The 20107-nt window shown below is 73.7% G+C and carries 19 protein-coding genes; 5 read left to right on the forward strand and 14 right to left on the reverse strand.

Going from position 1 to position 20107, the window contains the following annotated elements; all coding sequences use genetic code 11:
* Window positions 1-79: 79 nt before the first annotated feature.
* The 11 genes from ACFU5F_RS00725 to ACFU5F_RS00775 all read right to left on the reverse strand — a co-directional run bounded on the left by ACFU5F_RS00725 (window position 80) and on the right by ACFU5F_RS00775 (window position 10936).
* Window positions 80-631 (reverse strand): NUDIX domain-containing protein, encoded by a 552-nt coding sequence (locus ACFU5F_RS00725; protein WP_383880072.1) that lies wholly within the window; start codon window positions 629-631, stop codon window positions 80-82.
* Window positions 609-1790, reverse strand: a complete 1182-nt coding sequence (locus ACFU5F_RS00730; protein ID WP_383880074.1) for an amidase — start codon at window positions 1788-1790, stop codon at window positions 609-611. Before ACFU5F_RS00730 ends, ACFU5F_RS00725 begins: the two co-directional genes overlap by 23 nt.
* A gap of 159 nt (window positions 1791-1949) precedes the next feature.
* Window positions 1950-2336, reverse strand: a complete 387-nt coding sequence (locus tag ACFU5F_RS00735; RefSeq protein WP_383880076.1) for a DUF4913 domain-containing protein — start codon at window positions 2334-2336, stop codon at window positions 1950-1952.
* Window positions 2333-4084 (reverse strand): TraM recognition domain-containing protein, encoded by a 1752-nt coding sequence (locus ACFU5F_RS00740; RefSeq protein WP_383880077.1) that lies wholly within the window; start codon window positions 4082-4084, stop codon window positions 2333-2335. Before ACFU5F_RS00740 ends, ACFU5F_RS00735 begins: the two co-directional genes overlap by 4 nt.
* 257 nt (window positions 4085-4341) lie before the next feature.
* Window positions 4342-5820: an ATP/GTP-binding protein gene (locus tag ACFU5F_RS00745; protein ID WP_383880078.1), complete on the reverse strand. Its 1479-nt coding sequence runs from the start codon at window positions 5818-5820 to the stop codon at window positions 4342-4344.
* Window positions 5817-7310 carry an SCO6880 family protein gene (locus tag ACFU5F_RS00750; protein ID WP_383880080.1) on the reverse strand — a complete coding sequence of 498 codons (1494 nt, stop codon included), beginning with the start codon at window positions 7308-7310 and terminating at the stop codon, window positions 5817-5819. The genes ACFU5F_RS00745 and ACFU5F_RS00750 overlap by 4 nt, the downstream gene beginning before the upstream one ends.
* A gap of 114 nt (window positions 7311-7424) precedes the next feature.
* Window positions 7425-8615 carry a hypothetical protein gene (locus tag ACFU5F_RS00755; protein WP_383880082.1) on the reverse strand — a complete coding sequence of 397 codons (1191 nt, stop codon included), beginning with the start codon at window positions 8613-8615 and terminating at the stop codon, window positions 7425-7427.
* A gap of 1 nt (window position 8616) precedes the next feature.
* Window positions 8617-9405, reverse strand: a complete 789-nt coding sequence (locus tag ACFU5F_RS00760) for a hypothetical protein (RefSeq protein WP_383880084.1) — start codon at window positions 9403-9405, stop codon at window positions 8617-8619.
* 31 nt (window positions 9406-9436) lie between these two features.
* The gene (locus ACFU5F_RS00765; protein WP_383880085.1) at window positions 9437-9733 is read right to left on the reverse strand and encodes a hypothetical protein; all 297 of its coding nucleotides are present in this window, start codon (window positions 9731-9733) and stop codon (window positions 9437-9439) included.
* A 397-nt stretch (window positions 9734-10130) separates the two neighbouring features.
* Window positions 10131-10391, reverse strand: a complete 261-nt coding sequence (locus ACFU5F_RS00770; RefSeq protein ID WP_383880087.1) for a hypothetical protein — start codon at window positions 10389-10391, stop codon at window positions 10131-10133.
* A complete protein-coding gene (locus ACFU5F_RS00775) occupies window positions 10388-10936 on the reverse strand; it encodes a DUF6668 family protein (protein WP_383880088.1) in 549 nt (182 codons plus the stop codon). The genes ACFU5F_RS00770 and ACFU5F_RS00775 overlap by 4 nt, the downstream gene beginning before the upstream one ends.
* Before the next feature lie 276 nt (window positions 10937-11212).
* Between ACFU5F_RS00775 and ACFU5F_RS00780 the strand changes: the two genes are divergently transcribed.
* From ACFU5F_RS00780 to ACFU5F_RS00795, 4 genes are all read left to right on the forward strand, one after another.
* Complete coding sequence (locus ACFU5F_RS00780) at window positions 11213-12250, forward strand: peptidoglycan DD-metalloendopeptidase family protein (RefSeq protein ID WP_383880090.1); 1038 nt, start codon at window positions 11213-11215, stop codon at window positions 12248-12250.
* Window positions 12251-12342: 92 nt separating this feature from the next.
* On the forward strand, window positions 12343-13122 hold the full coding sequence (locus ACFU5F_RS00785; protein ID WP_383880092.1) for a hypothetical protein: 780 nt from the start codon (window positions 12343-12345) through the stop codon (window positions 13120-13122).
* A 7-nt stretch (window positions 13123-13129) separates the two neighbouring features.
* Window positions 13130-15475 (forward strand): hypothetical protein, encoded by a 2346-nt coding sequence (locus tag ACFU5F_RS00790; RefSeq protein ID WP_383880094.1) that lies wholly within the window; start codon window positions 13130-13132, stop codon window positions 15473-15475.
* Window positions 15465-16298 carry a hypothetical protein gene (locus ACFU5F_RS00795; protein WP_383880095.1) on the forward strand — a complete coding sequence of 278 codons (834 nt, stop codon included), beginning with the start codon at window positions 15465-15467 and terminating at the stop codon, window positions 16296-16298. Before ACFU5F_RS00790 ends, ACFU5F_RS00795 begins: the two co-directional genes overlap by 11 nt.
* Window positions 16299-16493: 195 nt before the next feature.
* On the opposite strand, the gene ACFU5F_RS00800 is transcribed toward ACFU5F_RS00795, so the two are convergent.
* The 3 genes from ACFU5F_RS00800 to ACFU5F_RS00810 form a co-directional block, all read right to left on the reverse strand.
* The gene (locus ACFU5F_RS00800; protein WP_383880097.1) at window positions 16494-17447 is read right to left on the reverse strand and encodes a M28 family metallopeptidase; all 954 of its coding nucleotides are present in this window, start codon (window positions 17445-17447) and stop codon (window positions 16494-16496) included.
* Window positions 17448-17563: 116 nt separating this feature from the next.
* Window positions 17564-18523, reverse strand: a complete 960-nt coding sequence (gene rarD / locus ACFU5F_RS00805) for an EamA family transporter RarD (protein WP_383880098.1) — start codon at window positions 18521-18523, stop codon at window positions 17564-17566.
* A 145-nt stretch (window positions 18524-18668) separates the two neighbouring features.
* The gene (locus ACFU5F_RS00810) at window positions 18669-19523 is read right to left on the reverse strand and encodes an SDR family oxidoreductase (protein ID WP_383880100.1); all 855 of its coding nucleotides are present in this window, start codon (window positions 19521-19523) and stop codon (window positions 18669-18671) included.
* 91 nt (window positions 19524-19614) lie between these two features.
* Here ACFU5F_RS00810 and ACFU5F_RS00815 point away from each other — a divergent pair, with 91 nt between their 5' ends.
* Complete coding sequence (locus tag ACFU5F_RS00815) at window positions 19615-20043, forward strand: winged helix-turn-helix transcriptional regulator (protein ID WP_383880102.1); 429 nt, start codon at window positions 19615-19617, stop codon at window positions 20041-20043.
* The last annotated feature ends 64 nt before the right edge of the window (window positions 20044-20107 follow it).

The following is a 20107-nucleotide window of genomic DNA, read 5'->3' on the forward strand; positions in this document are numbered from 1 at the left end:
CGCGCGCACGTTTCCCCGTACACAAGTAGCCCGTAAGCCCTGGCGATTGATCACCCTAGACCAAGGGTCTGACAGACAGTCACCGGCCCGGTACGGACGACGTCTCGTCGAAGCGTGCCAGCAGCAGGGCCATGACACCGACGAGCGTGGCCCCGCTGACGATCTCCCGGCGGGCGATGAGTCCCGGCACGTCGGTCAGGGGGATCCACTCCAGGCGGTCCGACTCGTTCTGTTCCGTGGGCTCGCCGACGCGCCGGGCGTCGTCCGTGCGGAACACGAAGTGCCGGGTGTCGGTGATACCGGCCGCCGGCTCGGCGTAGACCAGTTCCCGCAGTGACCCCGGCCGCCACCCGGTCTCCTCCTCCAGCTCCCGCGCCGCCGCCTCGGGCCGTTCTCCGTCCTCGACCAGGCCCATGGGCAGCTCCCAGGCCCAGGTGTCCGTGACGAAACGGTGGCGCCACATCATCAGGACCCGCTGCCGGGCGTCCACGGCCGCGGTGACCGCGAGGTCCCGCAGGCGGACCACGTGGTAGTCGCCGCGGGTGCCGTCGGGTTGCTCGACGTCCAGTGAGCGCAACCGCACCCACGGGGTGTCGTGGATCACGCGTTCACCGTGGACGGTCCCTCTCATGCCAGGTCCTCCGCTCTCGGTCCGGGTGGGTCCGGACGGCTTCGGCGGCTTGCGCCACCCGCAGCAACAGTGCCTCTTCGCCGTGCCGCGCCACCAGATGGAGACCGACGGGGCAGCCGTCGGCGCCGAACCCGGCGGGCATGCTCGCGGCGGGGTGTCCGCTGAGGTTGAACGCCCAGGTCAGGGCCGTTGAATAGCGATCGCCGGGGCCGTCGTGGCCGTGGGGTGCGTTGGGTGTGGTGGGGGTGAGGATCAGGTCGACCTCGGTGAAGAGGGCGGCGAGCCGCCGGTCGTTCTCGGCGCGGAGTTCCTGGGCGGCCCGGAGGGCGGTCACCCCGGCGTGGGACGCCGGCGCGGAACGGAGGGCCGACCAGGCCGGTGCGGGGTTCTCCAGGCGCGGGGGCGCGTCCGGGCGTACGAGCCGGACGAGCCCGGCGTCCGCGAGGCGGAGCGCCGCGCGGTGGGCGACGGCGGCGGGTTCGGGATCGGTGTCGGCGAAGCCGAGGTCGGCCGACCAGACGGCGGTGGGCGGCGGGCACGTGCCCTCGGCGGTTTCGCCCGTCACGCACCGCCAGTACGCCGCCGCGTCCGAGGCGTGGCGGGTGAGGACGCCGGGGGCCGCGAGGCCGGTGCGGTCGGGGGAGGGGAGGCGGCCGTTCGTGGCCTTCAGTCCGATGACGCCGCACCAGGCGGCCGGGATGCGGACCGACCCGGCGCCGTCCGTGCCGGTCGCCATCGGGACCAGGCCCGCGGCCACCGCCGCCGCGGACCCGGCGGAGGAGCCGCCCGGCGTCCGGTCGGCCCGCCAGGGGTTGACGGTCCGGCCGCCGGCCCCGAGCCCCCAGGTCTGCCAAGGGGTGCCGGGGCCGGGCACGGAGGTCGCCCCCACGGGTACGCACCCGGCAGCGACCAGCGCCCGCGCCGCCGCCGAACGCAGCCCGCCCCGCCCCTTCACCCCGATCGGCACCCCGGCCAACGGCAGCCACTCACCACCGGCGACCCGCGCGTCCACCTCCGCGGCCCACCGCAGCGCGTCCTCGGCCCACACCTCGGCGAAGGCGCACAACGTGGGTTCGGCCCGCTCGACGCGGACGAGCGCGTCCGCGACGACATCGACGGCACACAGCGCGCGCGTGCGCACACCTTCGGCGATCCGCACGGCAGGGAGCGTCACGCGGCCGCCTCGGTCCTGGGCATCTGCCGCTCCTTCTCGTACCAGTGGTGTTCCTCGACGGCCTCCGTCGTGTCTCCGGCGGCCTCGTGCCCTTCGAGTGCGTCCGGCGGGCCGTCCCGTGCTCACGGCGTCGATCGGGGTGCTTCAGCCGTCGTACGCCTCCACCACCGGTCCCGCCTTCGCCCGATGGCTGCCCTGCTTGCAGCCGGCGAACGGGCCGGTCGCAGAACGGAGTTCGGTCATGACCGGGCCGAGGTGGTCACGATGCCAGACGGCGGGACCGGAGGGGCCGGCCGCCGGGTCGGTGTACTCCTGCCAGGCCAGCCACAGGGCGTGCAGCCGGGCCACCGCCTCCAGGTGCTCCCACCAGCGGGGGCACCAGGGCTGTTGCGAGGTGACCTCGCGGCCGTAGACGGGCAGGAGGAGATCCGCGACCCACACGGCCAGGTTACGCATCTCCTCGGCGTGGTCCGCTCCGTCCAGATAGAGGATGAACGGCGGCGCCCCGGTCTGTTCCCGGGCGGTGGTCATCGGACGGCCTTCTCCACGGCGCGGGCGGTGATGGCCCTCACCTCGGTCTGGGCGGCGGCCTGGATACGGTCGGCGCCCGGTTCGGCGTACCACGGGCGGAGTCTGACCAGGGCCGGCCTGATGCCGGTGGCCAGGAGCAGCGCGGTGCCCTTGGGGAGGGCGCGGATGCGGTCGGCGGGCAGGATGCGCTCCAGACGGTAGGAGGTGGAGCGGGAACAACCGTCCTTGCCCCTGGAGTAGCTGACCGTCGACACGTCGTGCTCGCCCACCAGCCGGGACACCTTCTCCACGAAGTCGGCGTCGTCGAGGCCCGCGCCGAGCAGCTTGATGGTGGCGGCGCTCCACAGCGCGTCCATCCCGGCCTCGCCCCACACCCGTGTGCCCTGGCGGTAACTCTGCAGCAGGGTCACGACGTTGATGCCGCGCGAGCCCAGGTGCGAGTACAGATCGGGCAGGTCGGAGATGCGGCAGACGTTGGCCGCCTCGTCGAGCACGGCCGTCATCGGCGGATCCAGACGGCCGCCCATGCGTTCGGCGGCGACCACGCCCGCGCGCAGGACGGAGTCCGCGCACGCGGCGATGACACCGGCCGCCGAGCCGCCGCCGTCCTTGGAGAGCAGGTAGAGGGTGTCGGACGACAGCGCGTGCCGTCCGGGCAGGAACCGGGGCAGCCCCGGGTCCGGGCTCACCCAGGCCGCGATCGCCGGGTCCAGCAGACAGGCCACGCACTGCCGGGCCGTCTCGTAGATGCCGTCGCGGGTCTCCACCGCGCCCAGGACGGTGCCCTGGAGCTGGTCGGCGAGGGCCGCCATGCCGGCGTCGCGGAGCAGGTCGACCGGCGTACGGTCGGCCGGGTCCGCCAGCCAGGCCAGTACCTCGTCCACCTGCCGCTCGCCCCGGTTCGCCGCGTGGAACAGGGCTGTGAGGGTGTTCTGGGCGGCGGAGATCCAGAAGTCGCGTTTCGTCGCGTCGTCGTTGACCGCGCCGACGAAGTGGCCGGCGAGGCGGCGGGCGCCCTCGATGGTGGCCGCGTCGGCGAGCATGTCCCACCACAGGCCGCGCGGGGTGTGCGCGATGCCCTGCGGGTCGAACGTCCATACCGTGCCCGCGCGTTCGCGCTCCGCGCGGGTCACGCTGTACACGTCCGCCTTGTTCGAGGTCAGCAGCACGCTGCCCCGGGCGCGCAGGACGCGCGGGACGGCGATACCGGTGGACTTGCCGGCCCTCGGGGCCATCAGGTCCAGTTCCACGTCCTCGTAGCTGCTGCGGAGTTCGGGGCCGGTGGGTTCCAGGTCGCCGAGGAGGTTGCCCGTGTCGTCCGGGGGGAGCTTGCCGGACCTCGGGAGGGACGGGCGGAGTCGGCGGGCGCGGACGGTGGCGCCCTTCGGGAGGAGGGTGGAGAGTTCGCGGCGGGTGGCCAAGCCGGTGGGGTTCCTGCCTCTGCGGCGGATCAGGACGACGGGGGTGATGAGGAGGGTGAGGGTGGCGCCGAACATCAGGCCCATGCCGGTGGTGAGGGCGCCGGTGGAGGTGGTCGGCCAGATCGCCGTCGGGCCCTGGGTGACGAGGGCCTTCATCGTGTCCGGGGTGAAGGGGGGCGGGTCCCAGCCGGCACCGGTGAGGGCCGCGGCGAGGGTGCCGCCCAGCCAGGCGGTGAGGGAGAGGGCGGCGATGAGGAGGGCGGTGATGGGGATGAGCCAGGGCAGGAGGTCGTCGGTGGTGGTGTGGCTGTGCTTGCGTGTGGTCATCTTTCCGTCCCCCGTCAGTCGACCGATGGTTCTTCGCCCCCGCCGCCCCTACCCGTCCCCTCCCCAGGGGCTGTGCTCCTTCGACCCCCTTGGGCGCCTCATGGGGTGAGGGTGGGGGTGCGGGTTCGTGGGCGAGTGCGGGTGGTTCGTGGTTGCTCGCGCGGTTCCCCGCGCCCCTCAAGGCATCAGGCCCGCGAGGAACTGCGCGAGAAGCCCCCACCGGATCCGCACCCGCCCTTGAACCCGCACTCCCGAGCTCATGGGCGCCCGGCCTTCGAAAGCGTCGGCGTCCAACGCGTGTTCGTGTTGTGCAGTTCCCTCTCCGTGTCCGTGATCGACACCTTGATCGGGATACCCGGCCGCCCGCCCACCTTGATCAGGAAACGTCCACGCCCCGGCGGCTCCTCGTTGCCGCCGGTGCTGGCCCAGCCCGGCGGCGACGACCACGACGACACGAGGTCGATCTCCCGCTCCGACAGGCCGACGATCTCGCCGAGTTCCTTCATCTCCGTACGGGGGAGACCGGCGCACACCACCATCCCGGCCCGCTCCACGAAGCCGCGCGCCTTCGCCCGGTCGGCCGCGCTGCCCAGTGCCTCCGCGTCCTTGAGGGTGTGGGTGATCTTCGCGTCGCCGAGGCCGAGGGAGCGGTTGAGGCGGGTGAGGGCGTCGATGCGTTCCACGATGCCGGAGGCGGCCCGCAGGGGGCGCCACAGCTCGTCCAGCACCGTGAAGAACCAGCGCTGCGGAGCCAGTCCCGCGTCCGCGAGGGCATGGGCCGCGGCGACCGTGCCGAGACCGTCCGACCAGGCCGCCAGCATCGCCGCGGCCGTGAGCTGCGTGTCCGCCTCACCGATGCGGGAGATGTCGACGCACACGGCCGGCGAGGCCGGGTCGATGCGGGTGGAGGTCTCGGAGGCGAAGGTGTCGCCGAGAGGACCGTCCAGCACGCCCAGCAGCGAGCGGTGCAGCGGGTCCACCGCCTCCTGGTAGCGGGCCTCGTTCCCCCGGTCCAGGGTGACCGCGCGCACCCGGTCCGGGCCCTCGTCCAGCACCTTCAGCAGATCGGGCAGGAGCGGGGCCCGCCCCGGCTTCGTACGGGCCGTGAGGTGGTGCAGACAGGCCGAGAGGACGGACTGTTCGTGGTCGTCCATCGGGCGGCCCCGGACGATCGTGATGAGCGCCGCGACCATGTTCAGGACACGGCCGTGCGCCTCCGCCGTGAGGATCCGGCCCTGCTCGCCGCCGATGCGCAGCGCCGCCTCGCCCATCGCACCGGGGTCGAGGACGTTGATGCCGCCCACCCCGCGCCCGATGGAGATCACCTGGCCGCCGAGCGCCCGTACCGTGTCGGCGTAGTCCGGTTTCAGGTCGCCGAGGACCAGCGGCGTGACCCCCGTCGCCGCCATGCCGATCAGCATGCGGTTGACCAGGGTGGACTTGCCGAGGCCCGGCATCCCGAGCATGAACAGGGACGGGTTGGAGATGTAACGGGCGCGGGTGAACCAGGAGATGGGGTCACCGCAGACCGTGGCGCCCGTGTGCAGGTGCTGGCCCAGCGGCACCCCGGTCATGGGGGCGCCGGAGCCCGCCGCGAACGGCCACAGGCCGCACGCCTGGACCGTCGTCGCACGCCACATCGCGGGCGGGTCGACATGGCCGACCTGGCCGCCGCCGGGGCCGAACCACCCGCGCGGGGGCGCGTTCTGGGGACGTACAGCAGCGCGCTTGCTCACAGCGCCTCCCGGAGCTGGTACGGAACGAGGGTGTGCTCCCACGGCAGCAGGCCGACGGGGAGCGTGCAGGTGAACGCCGAGGCCTGCATACGGTCGGCGGGACGCATCAGGACGCGCGACGACGCCTGCAGGTTGCGTACGGTGATCGCCGCGTCCGGCAGCTGTTCCTCGCCGTCCACGGTGACCGTCACCATCAGCGAGAACTCCACGAGCCCGGCACCCGCCGCCTCCTCGGCGGCCGTCTGCTCGGCCGCCTGCATCTCGGAGCTGGCCCGGGCCTGGACCAGTCCCCGCTTCGAGCCGGCCATGAAGTGCGCGGTCCGCCGGTCGGCCTCGACGATGCGGGCGGAGGTCGCCGGGTCGATCGGCCGGTAGACCAGCGAGACCCGCTTGCGGCGCGTGCCGGAGGCGGGCTCCAGCAGGCCCCGCAGCACGCTCGACCGGACCGTGCCGCGCGGCGCCAGCGTCAGCATCCACGTCCGCGAGACACCCGAGTCGTGCTTGTACGCCTGCACCGACTCCACGGCGGCCGCCGGTCCCGCGTCCGCCCAGTCGAGACCGGTCGTGGACTGCTCGGCCCGCGCGCTCAGCACGTCCGGGGCGACCGCGGGGTCGTACGCCACCCGGACGACCTCCGAGAGCCGCTCGGCGGACAGCGGGTAGGCGGAGCCGCCGCCGGCCGCGACCAGGCCCGACAGCAGACCCGGCAGCCGCATGGACAGGTCGGTGATGACGTCCTGGACGTCCCGTTTGGGGCCGCCGGTGGGGCCGTAGGTGAGGGCGATGTACGTGTGCATCTCCGAGGAGGCGGCAGGGTAGCGCGCGACGACCTCCTCCATCACCGCGCGGGCCGCCGCCGGGGCGTCCGGCGCGATGCGCGGCAGGACCTCGGCGGCCAGCCGTGTCCCGGTGTCGGGCGCCGTCTCCACGACGACCTGCGCGCCGCGCAGGCCGGGCTCGTGCGAGAGCCGGGCGAGCCAGTCGCCCCAGGACGCCACCCAGATGTCGACCTGCTCGGGGTCGACCAGCGAACCGCCGTCCGGCTCGCAGGCGAGCACCACTGTGCAGAGGTTGCGGCCGGGGTGGTGGAGCACCCCGAAGGCGCGGTTGTAGGCGTCCCGGCCCTCGTACATCTTGGTGCGGGCCAGCAGGCCCGGCGGGTGGTGGCGGCCGCCGGGACGCCGGGAGAGCGGGCCGGAGACGTAGGTGGTGGAGCCGTTCGCCTTGCGCCTGAGCCAACCGATACGCACCGCGACCACCTGGTAGATGTTGCGGCCGTCCACCGTGCGCAGCGCGAGCGGCGCGAGGAAGAGGCCGAGGGGGATGAGGACGAGGATCGCGGCCGACAGCGAGACCAGCGAGGCGAGGAGTGCGACCAGGAGTCCGCCGAAGGCGACGACGGTGCCGAGGAGGCCGAGCGGGCCGAGGCCGGGGCGGCGGGGCCTGCGCCAGTTTCCGTAGGTGGGACGCGTGAGGGCGTCGGTGGACATGGGGATTCCTTCTTCCGGCTGAGGTCGCTGGGTCGAGTGCCGACGAGCTCGGATGGATCTGTGTCGGTCGGGGCCGCGGACCGCCCCGCGCCCCGTCGGGGGCGCGGGCCCGGCCTACTGGTTGTGGCCCTTCATCCCGTCGTTGTCGTCGAGGGAGCCGGCGACCTCGGACGCCGCCTGCATCCCGGTCTGGACGACGACAGCGGCGGCTTGCACCGCGACGGCCGCGCCCGCCGTGGCCGCGCCCGCGGCCGCCGTGCCGGCGGCCGCTCCGGCGCCTCCGGCGGCGCCACCGGCACCGCCCGCCGAGGAACCCGCGCCCGCCGAGGGCGAGCCCTGGGGGCCCGCGGAGCCACCGGCCCCGCCACCCCCACCGCCTCCACCGGCGACGGAGGCGCCCGCGATGCTGACGGCTCCCGAGGCCATGTTGTTGGCGGCGCCCATGGCGACCGTGCCGCCGGAGGTGCCGCCGAGGGCGGCCGTGGCGGGGACGATCAGCTTCAGGAGGGCCGGCAGCGCGAACACCGCCATGATCAGCATGCCCATGCCCGCGATGATCGAGTTCAGGTCCTTGGTGCCCTTGGTCATCGCGGTGGCCGAGTAGATGATCAGGGCCGCCGCCGGCTTGTACAGCAGCCAGGCGGCGAGCCAGCCGATGTGCTTCTTCCACCAGCCCTCGCCCCACCCGGTCATCGAGGAGACGGCGGCCAGCGGCAGCGTGCCGACCAGCATGATCAGGACGCCGATGCGGATGTACATCAGCACGATCTGCACGAAGCTCGACAGCATCACCAGCAGACCGAAGATCAGGACCAGACCCGGCTGGTTGAGCGTCAGCACCCCCAGCATCGTGGAGGCGTTGTCACCGAGGTCGGACCGCGCGTACACGTCCTTGGCGTACGCGTCCGACGCCGCCATGAGGGCCGTGACCACGGGGACGGAGGCCGCGCCGACGAGGATGACCTTCCACATCCCCATGAACGCCTGCTTCATGGACTGGCCCTTGCGGTCCACCGCCATACGGATCGCGGCGATCAGCAGTGAGGCCACCGCCACATAGGCGACGATCCAGTTGACCTCGGCGGTGATCTGCCCGATGGGGCTGCCGGCGGCCGCCTGACCGTGGCCTGCGCCGTTGCCCGCCGGGTCCTGCACGTCGACGCTCAGCCAGACGCCGTTGAGGGCCTTGAGCACCTCCGCCGCGCCGTCGCCGATCGCCTTGGCGAAGACGACCACGGCACCCTCGGTGAACTGCTTGCCGCCCTCTTCGATCACGCAGTCGTAGAGCTTCCAGGAGCAGGCCATCTCACGCCTCCCAGGTGACGAAGCCGTCGGTGCCGCTGACCTGCGACACCCCGCTGTAGACCGTGCCGTCCGGGTCGGGGCTGAGCTTCCAGTCGCCGTCCTGCCAGCGCATGGTCACCGAGGCGGACCCGAAACCGCCGTCGCCCATGCCGCGCACCAGGACCATCACGGTCGCCCGCGTCTCGTCGTACGACAGGACGGTGAAGCCGGCGTAGCCACCGGCGTCCGGCGAGCCCGTGGTGGACTTGTCGGCCTCCTGGGAGCGGCTCGCGACCAGCGCGTCGCGGCCCGCTCCCGGCACGACCTGCTGGTGCACGACCTTGCGCCAGCCGTCGTAGCTGAGGTGGTCGGTGATGGAGTGGGCCGCCATGACGGCCCCCAGCGGGGTGTGCGCGAAGCAGGACCAGACCGGCCCGTCGTACTTCAGCGGGCCCGCCGCCTTCGAGACCGGGACCAGGCCGGTGCCGTTGGCCTTCCAGCGGAAGTCGCGCGGCGCCTCGGTGGGCTTGGCCTGGTCGCGGTCGTCGGTGCGGCAGCCGGCGGGCCGGGTGTCCGAACCGCCCTTCTTCGAGCCGGACCTGCCGTCCGGGGACGCGGTCGAGGTCGGCGCGGGGTCCGGGCCGCCGGACGCGGCGGCCGGCCCCTTCCCGCCGTCGCCCGTCACCGCGAAGAGGACCGCGAGGACGAGCAGCACCACCAGGAACCCGGCCGACAGGATCCAGCCCCGCTGCTGCCAGAACGGCTGCTCCCACTCTCCGCTGCCCGCTGGGGCCCGGCCGGAGTTCAGCATCGTCGCTCCCCCTTTCGACGTGCTCGGACGGCTAGAAGACGAAGTTCACGAGCGGGCCGGCGGTGGCGACCAGGACACAGCCGCCGAGGACCATGCCGAGCCGTCCCATGTGCTCCGAGCCCTCGCCGCGGCGCATGGAGATCGCCATCATCGCGCCGGTGATCAGCACACCCGCGACACCCGCGGCGGTGCCGGCCCAGGCCACGATGCCGAGCACGGTGTCGACCTTGCCGGTGAGTTCGGCGGGCGCGTCGCGGTTGGGGTTGGGGACCGTGCCGTCGGCCAGGTGGAGGGACTGATGCGCTTTGGCGGCTATCGCGTGCAGCATGTGGTTTCTCCCCGTGGTCTCGATCGGTCCGCCGTGGGCGGCGGTCCGACGTCGACCGATGTGAGCGGATGGGACATTGGGATGCTTTCGGGGCCCGTACGACGTGCCCGGGTTCCCGGCCGCCCTGTGAGCTTGGCGACTCCCGTGAGGCGAAACCAAGCGATGTAGTGATCCAGCACTGGCCGGTGACGTGCTCGTGACAGACGGGAAGCTCTCGTCATGTCCGGGACAGTGACGAGCCGTCAGAATGCGCGGGACCTGCGGCGAAGCGGAGTGGTTCGCACCGGTGTTCGCCCCCGAGGTGGTTCACATACGGCAACGGCCCGCCGGTTCACGAGGAACCGGCGGGCCGTGCTGCTGTCCTGCTCACGGTCTTCCCACGCGTCGTGCGCGCCTCCTACAGCACGAACGCCACGATCGGACCCGCCGTCGCCCCGATGACGCAGGCGCCCAGCACCATGGCGAACTGGCTGAGGTGCTCGTCGCCCTCCCCGGACCGCAGGGAGACGGCCATCCGCGACCCGACGAGCAACAGCCCGCACACCCCGGCGGCGGTCACCAGCCAGGCGAGGATGCTCAGTACGTAGTTCAGCTGGTCGGTGACCGCCGCCGGAGGCCCGGCCAGGGTCGTGGCGGCGGCGTGCAGGGTGCTGCTCATGGGGTCCTCCCGGTCAGTCGGGCCAGTGCCGCGCTCTCCCGCGGCGGCGGGCCGGTGAGATCGCCGGTGCGCCAGGCGGGCACCCAGGGCACGCGGTAGACGTCGATGACGGAACCGATCACCTTCATCCGCTGCACGAGCTGCCGGGGCAGCCGGCCGGGCGCGTCCGCGACCAGCACGATCGCGTCCAGGTCCAGTCCGGGAGGCGCGTCGCCCCGCCGGAAGATGTCCAGGGTGTGCGAGACCGCGTCGAGCCCGGCGGCGTGCGTACGTCCCACCAGGAGGACCGACGTCGGCTCGCCCTGCTCGGGGCGTGGCCAGTTGCGGCCCGTGTCGTGGCCGCCGAAGACCGTCGCGAGGGTGGTGGCCCCGGCACCCCCGTGCGTGGCGACCCAGGAGAACCGCCGCGTGCTCGCGGCCGCCCGGGCCCGCGGTTCCTGCGGCCGCGCCTCCGGTTCCCCGACCGGCCCGCGCAGCCAGATCTCCGGCCCGGCCGCCGCCTGTCCCGTGCCCGGCTGCATCACCGCATCACCGCTCTCCACCACTCCCCGTTTCCACCGCTGATCCCAGCAGTCTTCCTGAGTCCCCGCGTACCCGTCGCACGCCGGCGCGGTGCCCGCCGCCGGTTCCGTGCCCGGCGAACCGCTCACCACCGATCTTCACGGCGTACGGACGGCTTGGGAATCGGGGCGTGAGTTCCTGCGACGAGCCTGTGACGCGGCGGTGACGCGCGGAACGAGGGGGACCGGCGAGACTCGTCGGCAGGACTCAAGTGGCAGGAGCATGACCGGACTTCGCCACTGCGGCGCTGAGGGGAGCAGATGTCCAACGGGGGAGGGTCCGTCACGACCTGGGTCGTCGGCGGCTGCGTGGCGGCCGTGCTCATGCCGGTGGTGATGATGGTCGCGGTGAGCGGGGGCGGTGAGGCCGAGGCCGAGGAACAGGGCGTCGGCGGCGGCCTCAAGTCCGGTCAGGTACCGGCGGAGTACGTGCCCTGGGTGCTCAAGGCGGGCGCCATGTGCGACATCATCAAGCCGGCCGTGATCGCCGCGCAGATCGAGGCCGAGTCGGGCTGGAACCCCAACGCCAGGTCCCCGGTCGGCGCCGAGGGGCTGAGCCAGTTCATGCCCGGCACCTGGCCGAGCTGGGGCAGGGACGACGACGGCAACGGCCGTGCCTCCCCGTACGACCCCGGTGACGCGATCATGGCCCAGGGCCGCTACGACTGCGCCCTCGCCCGGCAGGTCCAGGGCTACAAGGACAGCGGCCAGGCGACCGGCGACACCCTCGACCTCGCGCTCGCCGCGTACAACGCCGGGCCGGGCGCGGTGCAGAAGTACGGCGGTGTCCCGCCCTACACCGAGACCCGGAACTACGTCGTCCGCATCAAGTCCCTGATCTCCAAGTACGAGTCGGTGGACGACCCGCCGGGCACACTCCCGGACGGCAGGCAGATGGCGATGCCACTCTCCGGCAACCCGCCCGTGACCTCCCCGTACGGCTGGCGCATGCACCCCATCCTCGGGGTCCGCAAGCTGCACACCGGCACCGACTTCGGCGTGGCCGAGGGCAAGCCGGTCCTCGCCGCCCGCGACGGCGAGGTCACCTTCGCGGGCTGGACCAACGGGTACGGGAACCGCGTCGTCATCTCCCACGGCACCATCGACGGCGACCGCGTCTCCACGACCTACAACCACATGCTCTCCGGCCTCTCCGTCAGCGCCGGCGACGAGGTGAAGGTCGGTCAACGGGTCGGCCTGGTCGGCTCGACGGGCTACTCCACGGGCGCCCACCTCCACTTCGAGGTGATGCGGAACGGGACGTACGTGGATCCGGCGCCCTGGCTGGGGCTGAAGTGAGGGCGCGGGAGACATGGGCGCAGCGCGCACGGCGTTCGCCGTGGACGACGCGATCGGCGGGGAAGGACACCGAAGTGAGGAGGGGGACGAGGGTGAACGCGAAGCACGATGCGCGCGGCGGGCGCGCGGGGCGTGACGAGCGCACCGGCCGGCACGCGACCGCGCCCGTGGCCGGGGGGCGCGGCGGCGCGCGCAGGGCGTGCGCGGCGGTGCTCGCGACGGTGACCGGTGTGGCGGTCCTCGCCGCGTGCGGCCTGGAGGACCACCGCGAGACGGCGGGCGGCGGAACGGCCACGTCCGCACCGCCCTTCACCCCCAAGGCGCCCCTGCCCTCCGGCCGGCCGCTGGGCGCGGACGCGCACGTCCCGAACCCCACCGGTGTCGACGGCACCGACGCGACCGCCGTCGCGGAGGCATGGGTGCAGGTCGCGTACGGCCACGACACGAAGTACGACACCGGCCCGCACGACGCCGTCCTGCGCTCCGCCCGCTGGTTCACCGCCGCCAGGGCGAAGGCCGAGCGCTCGTACCGGCCCGCGAGCGGTGCCGGTGAACAGTGGAACTCCTGGGCCGCGCACGAGGCGTGGACGACCGTCGACGTGGAAGCCGACGACGACGGCGACGCGCCCGCCGACTCGGCCCGGGACGCCTACCGTGCCCTCTTCGTCGACGGCACGGCGCACGGCCGTGACGGCTGGACGGGGACCGGGCCGCAGGCCACGGTGTACGTGAAGCTGGTTCGCCCGGGCAAGGGCGAGCCATGGCGGGTGGACGGGGTGCGTACGGTGGAGGCAGCGGTGTCGGCACCGGACCCGTCCGGCCCGGACTCCGCCGCCCCGTCCACGACTTCTCCTTCTGCCCGACCCGAGTGAGGGAACGATGACTCGACTCAGCCGCGAACAGAAGCGGGAACTCAAGCGCGCGGGACGCGCGCCGGCCGGACTCACCCCGATCGAGGTACGCGTCAGTGCCGAGACCGGTGCGACGGTCGGCGGCATGCCGGTGCCCCCGACCGCCGGGGAGACCCCGCAGAGCGCCGCCCTCGACTACCTGCACCGCCTGGCCCTCGCCACGGGCCACCCCGTCCTCGCCACCGTCCACGACGAGCGCATCGGCTACGTCGTCCCCCTCCAGGTCCACGTCGACGGCTCCAGCCACTACGCCGGGGAACCCGTGCGGGTGGGCGAGCCGCGGGGGTTCGCGGGAGCCGCCACGGGCGAGGCCGTGCCGGGTACGGCCCCGGGGGCCCACCGCGGCGAGGGGACGCCCCGCTGGGCGGCCCCTGAGGTGCCCGAGCAGCCGGCAGCCGCGCCGGGCCCCCGCCGTGACAGGTCGACACATGTCCTGCGCGCGGTGCCCGAGTCGGCAGCCGCCGAGCCGGAACCGCCGCACGGTCAGGGCCAGTTGCCCCACCCGACCGGCACGGCACCCCACGCGCGGTCCGGACCGCGGGGGGCCGCTCCCCAGCACCACGTCCGCCCGGAGCCGCAGTGGCAGCCGGAGCAGGACGGACAGGCCCAGGCGCAGGCCCAGGCGCAGGCCGAGAGTCGGCAACGGCACGAGGTACGGCCGGAAGCGCGAGCCGAGTGGCAGCGGCAGCCCGACGTACGGCCGGAGGCCCAGGCTCAACCGCAGACCCAGGCGCAGCCGCAGTGGCAGGCTCAGGCCGGCCCGGAGCCGTCGGGGTACCCCGGACCGCAGCCGCAGCCGCAGCCGCAGCCGCCCGCGCGGCCGAAGCGGGAGCCGAGGACGCTCCCGCTGGCGGCGGCGAAGCCCGCACCCGCACCCGTACCCGCCCCTGCCCCCGCCGCCACGCCCCCGCACGCACAGGAGCCGGCCGCCGCCGAGTCCACGCCGGACCGACCCTCGGTGCCGCCCGTGGCTCCGCAGGAGAAGCGGGAGCCCCGGACGATGCCGCTCACGGCGGCGAAGGAGAAGCGGGAAGAATCGGCTCAGCCCGCGCCGGGCAGGGTCGCGCCGTCGACGTTCGTGCTGCGCGCGGTGCCGGAACCGACGGAGGGCCCCCTGGCCCGCCCGCAGGCGCGGCCACCCCGCACGCCGGACCTCCCGCCGACCCCGCCGGGCGGCACGGCGGACCCGGACAGCACCCCGCCGGCACCCGAGCCGGCCTACGACGCCGCCCCGGCCGCCGGAACCGTCTCGCCGCCGACGGGCGAGTTCGGTCCGCTCATGGACGCGGAGTCGTCGGCGCCCCCGGCGGGGACGACCTCCCCGTCCTGGCACCCGGACCAGTCCGCCACCCCGCCGAGCGCCCCGCCGCCGGCCCCGGCCTCCCTGGAGCCGCGGCCGTGGCCCCCGGGTGGGTCCCCGGAGCGCGCGGGGGACATGCTCCAGGCACCGGACGCCATGGCCGACCCGGTGCCGGGGCACGCTTCGCTCACCCCGCAGCCCTGGCCCCCGGCCCCGGCCGACGGCCCCGCCCCGGAGCAGACCTACGAGCCGTCCGCGCCCGGTGACTCCGTGCCGGACGCGGGGCCCGCCTCGCTGGAGCCCCAGCCCTGGCCGCCGGCACCGCCTGCGATGCCACTCCACACGGCGGCGACCGCGCCCGCCCCGGAACCCGTACCTTCCGCGCCGGTCCTGCCGGAGGAGTCCGCGACGGACGCCTACTCCGCTCCCGAGTGGGTGCTGGAGGAGGACCCGGGCCCCAAACCCGCGCCGGTACGGGAGTTCGACGGCGTCGCCGAAGCCGTGCTGGAGTTGGAGGGGACGAGTGCGGGCACGGCCTCCCCCTTCGCGGAGCCCATGTCCCACATCAACGAGGCGGTGAAGCTGGGCCGTATCCAGGAGGCCGCGGAGATGGCCGAGCAGACCGTCGCCCAGGCGACGGCCGCGCTGGGCCCGCACCACCCCGAGGTGCTGAAGCTCCGTGAACTGACCGCCTACATCGCCTACCTGGCCGGTGACGCCCTCCGCTCCTTCCACGTCTCGCTCGACCTGGCGGGTGTGCGGCACCGCCTGCGCGACGAGCGGGCCGCGTACGGCAACATCCAGAGCGCGGCGGCCGCCTGGCGCGCGGTCCGTGATCCGCTCCAGGGCCTGCACCTGGGCCGGGACCTGATCGCCGTCTGGACCGACCTCGCCGCCGACGAGGGGCCCGCCGCCGACGACCTGGAACAGCTGGAGAAGGCCCGCTCCCGGATGACCCGCCTCACCGAACGGGCTCGCGCCCTCGACTCCGCCCCCTACGCCCATGGCCAGTGACCCCACCGGACGGCATCGGGACGGAGGGCCGGCGGCGGCCGCCCCCCGGTTCCGGCGCGCCCGGACGGACGGGGTCCGGACGGCCGGGGTCCGGGCCGACGGGGTCCGGGCCGACGATCCCGCCCGCCGCGCCGCCGCCCCTGCCGCCGGCGGCACTCACCCGGACACTCCTCCGGCCCCCGCCGGCCTCCCGGACGCGCCGCGCGACCCGGCCGTCGCCCGGAGTGCCGGGGCGGCGCGACTCCGCTCGCCGTCCCCGTCGTCCCCCGCACCGCCGTCCGGCTCCCGCCCCCGGGTCGAGGTCACCTTCAACGAGCTGACCGGCACCATGAGCTGGCGCACCCTCGACAGGGCGGCCCCCGCGGCCGGCGGCGCCCAGGACGCCACCCCGCGCAGCGCGAGCACCCCGCGCACCCCGCACCGCCTCACGCCCGGGACCGCGCCCTGGAGCGCCCGCGCCGCGGCCCTGCGGTCCGCCGGGCTGGACCCGTCCCGTGCCCCCGCCACGGGTGCCGTCCCGATCCCGACGCACCCCGCGGCCGTACGGTCCGCCCTGGATGTCGACGTGGCCGCGCTCACCCCGGAGGGCCGGCGGAGCCATCTGGCCCGGCTCGGCGCCCTGCGCTCCGAGGCGGCCGCCGGACTCGCCCACGGCGCCGGGATGCCCACGGCGCTCGCGTCCCGTCTCAGGTCGACGAGCGCGACCCCGGCCCACACCCACGCCCTCACCGCACACCACACCTCGGCCGCGACCCACCCGCCGGCCGCCGCGCCCACCCGCCCGCGGACCCCCGACGCCCCCGCGTACCGGCCGGCACGCTGACCCGCCCACGCCCGCAACGCCCACACTCGGGACCGCTGCACCCGCCCCGCCCCCTACCCGGGACCGCCACACTCGCAACGCCCACGCCCACGCCCACGCCCACGCCCACGCCCACGCCCACGCCCGGGGCCGGCCACGGCGCTCCCCGCCGACCGGCCGACCCCGGGTGTCCGCCCCCCGAAACCCAGGCGCTGCCTACTCCGACAGCTCCCACACCGCGTACGCCGCCGCGTCGCTGTTCCGGTCGAGCGCCGTGTCGTTGATGTTCGACGTGTTGTCGCAGGACGAGTGGTAGCAGCGGTCGAAGGCCTGGCCGGACGTGCCGCCCCACTTGGTGGCCTGCGCGGCGGTCTTCGTGCGGCTGGCCCCGGTGAAGAGGCCGCCCACGGGGACACCCGCGCTCTTGAAGGGCGCGTGGTCGGAGCGGCCGTCGCCCTCGGTCTCGATCTCGGTCGGGACGCCGATCCCGGTGAAGTAGTCCTTGAAGGTCTGCTCGATGACGCGGTCGTCGTCGTAGACGAAGTAGCCGGGGTTCGGCGAGCCGATCATGTCGAAGTTGAGGTAGCCGCTGATGCGGGCCCGGTTCGCCGAGGACAGGTTGTTGACGTAGTAGCGGGAGCCGACGAGACCCAGCTCCTCCGCGCCCCACCAGGCGAACCGCAGGTGCTTGGTGGGCTGGTAGTTCGCGCGGGCCACGGCCAGCGCGGTCTCCAGCACGGCGGCGGAGCCCGAACCGTTGTCGTTGATGCCGGCACCCGAGGTGACGCTGTCCAGATGTGAACCGGCCATGACAACCTGGTTCATGTCGCCGCCGGGCCAGTCCGCGATCAGGTTGTAGCCGGTACGGCCGCCGGACGTGAAGGACTGTGTGGTGGTCACGAAGCCCGCCGCGTCGAGCTTGCCCTTCACGTAGTTCAGTGACGCCGTGTAGCCGGCGCGGCCGTGGGCTCTGTTGCCGCCGTTGGCCGTGGCGATGGACTGGAACTGGGTGAGGTGGGCCTTGACGTTGGCCAGGGGGAGGTCGGGTGCGGCGAGTGCCGCCTCGGGGGCGGGCGCCGCCCCGGCTATGGACCCGCTGGTGAACAGCGTGGCCACCGCGACGGCGGCGGCGAGGGTGGCACGTCGTGCGGCTGGAACGGAGAGCTTCATGGTGGGGGCTCCGGATTCCATGGATCGCCCTGGACGCACTGTTGATGTGTCCATGGCGAATCCGGTGAATGAGGTGCCTGGATGGTGCGGGCGGGACTGACTCTCCGTCAAGGGTGCTATTTGGCCAGCTGGGTTCGCGCCTCGGCCACCTCGGTGACGGCCGTCAACTCCTCCAGTCGTCGCCGCGCCGCACGCGCGGTCCGCAGTGCGTCCCAGGTCAGCAGTGACAGCGCCAGCCACACCAGCGCGAACCCGGCCCACCGCTCGGGCGGCATCGCCTCGCGGAAGTAGACGACCCCCAGCAGGAACTGGAACACCGGCGCCAGATACTGCAGCAGTCCCAGCGTGGACAGCGGCACCCGGATCGCGGCCGCCCCGAAGCAGACCAGCGGCAGCGCGGTCACCAGTCCGGTCGCGGCCAGGAGCAGGGCGTGCCCCGTCCCGTGCGCGCCGAAGGTGGCGTCCCCGCGTGAGCCCAGCCACAGCAGATAAGCCAGCGCGGGCAGGAACTGGATCGCGGTCTCCGCGGCGAGCGACTCGACGCCGCCCAGGTTGACCTTCTTCTTCACCAGCCCGTACGTGGCGAAGGAGAAGGCGAGGCAGAGGGAGATCCACGGCGGCCGTCCGTACCCGACGGCGAGCACGAGGACGGCCGCGAAGCCGACGCCGACCGCCGTCCACTGCACGGGCCGCAGCCGTTCCTTCAGCAGCAGCACGCCGATGGCGATGGTGACGAGCGGGTTGATGAAGTACCCGAGGGATGCCTCGACCACCTGGTGGGCGTTCACCGCCCAGATGTACACGCCCCAGTTGACGGTGATCACCGACGCCGCGACCGCGACGAGGGCGAGCTTGCGCGGCTGCCGCAGCAGCTCGCCGGCCCAGGACCAGCGCCGCAGCACCAGCAGGGCGACACCGATGACGGCGAGGGACCAGACCATGCGGTGGGCGAGTATCTCCACCGCGCCGGAGGGCTTCAGCAGCGGCCAGAAAAGCGGGACGATCCCCCACATCCCGTACGCGGCGAAGCCGTTCAGCAGTCCTATCCGGTGTTCGCCCCTCGACTGCGCCGCCACGGCCCCTCCTTCTCACCGGCCGCACCACCGCGATCCCGGCCCTCAAGAAGGTAACGCCGGGCGCCCCCGACTGTCATGCCCGTATCGGCATACGGTCATGACAGTCGGGGGCGAACCCGAAGGGTGTCCGGGGCGCGACGGACGGTCAGCCCTTCAGGGCCGCCGCGATCGACTCCGAGATCGGGGTGGTGGATCGGCCGATGAGGCGGGAGAGGTCGCCGGAGGAGATGGCCAGCTCGCCCTTCTCGATGGACGCGTCCACGCCCGCGAGGACGGCGGCGAAGCCCTCGGGGAGCCCGGCGCCGGTGAGGATGCCGACCAGGGCGTCGCCGGGGACCGGGTTGTTCGCTATCTCCTTGCCGGTCTGCGCGCTCAGCTCGGCCGCGTACTCGGCGAAGCTCCAGGCGACGTCACCGCCCAGCTCGTACGTCTGGTTCTCGTGACCCTCGCCGGTCAGTACGGCGACCGCGGCGGCGGCGTAGTCCGCGCGGGCCGCGGAGGAGACCCGGCCCTCACCGGCGGCGTGCGTGACGGCGTTGTACTGCAGCACCGGCGCGAGCTGCTCGGTGTAGTTCTCGTTGTACCAGCCGTTGCGCAGCAGGGTGTACGGCAGACCGGAGGCGAGCAGCACCTCCTCGGTGGCCCGGTGGTCGTTCGCGAGGGCGGCCGTCAGGCTGCCGGGCGCGCTGGTGTAGGCGAGGAGCGCGACCCCGGCCGCCTTCGCGGCGTCGATCGCGCCCCGGTGCTGCGCGGCACGGTCCTTGTCGACCTCGCTGCCCGAGATCAGCAGCACCTTGTCACCGGCGGCGAAGACGCCGTCGAAGGTCTCGGGGGCGTTGTAGTCGGCCACGGCGATCTTCACGCCGCGCGCCGCGAACCCGGCGGCCTTCTCCTCGCTGCGGACGACGGCCGTGATCTGCTCGGCCGGGACCTTCTCCAGCAGTCCCTCGACGACGAACTTGCCGAGGTGTCCGGTCGCTCCGGTGACGACGATGCTCATGGTGGAACTCCTCCAGGGGGGCGGGTGCGCCACTAACCCTAGGGGGTGCGCTAACTCTTCGAAAGTACACACTTTGAAGTAAGGTACTGGCATGGCCGTAAGTAACGCACGTGTGGTGTCGACGCAGCCCGCGATCACGAACGACCCGAACGGCGGCGAGGGGATGTGCCCCCACCGCCTAGTCCTGGAGCACGTCACCAGCCGCTGGGGCGTCCTCGTCCTGATCGCACTCCTGGAGCGGCCCTACCGCTTCAGCGAACTGCGCCGGGCCATCGGCCGGGTCAGCGAGAAGATGCTGACCCAGACCCTCCAGACCCTGGAGCGCGACGGCCTCGTCCATCGCGACGCCAAGCCCGTCATCCCGCCCCGCGTCGACTACTCCCTCACCGACCTCGGCCGCGAGGCGGCCGAACAGGTCCGCGCCCTGGCGAGCTGGACCCGGGACCGCATGGACGAGGTGCAGGCGGCCCGCCGCACGTACGACGAGGCCCGGCGGGCGTACGACGAGGCCCGGGCCTGAACCAGACCCGGGCCCCACGCTTCCCCGCTCGCAGCCGTCAGGCGCGAGACATGCACGCGCAGCC

The organism is Streptomyces sp. NPDC057438 (assembly GCF_042802995.1).
GTDB lineage: Bacteria > Actinomycetota > Actinomycetes > Streptomycetales > Streptomycetaceae > Streptomyces.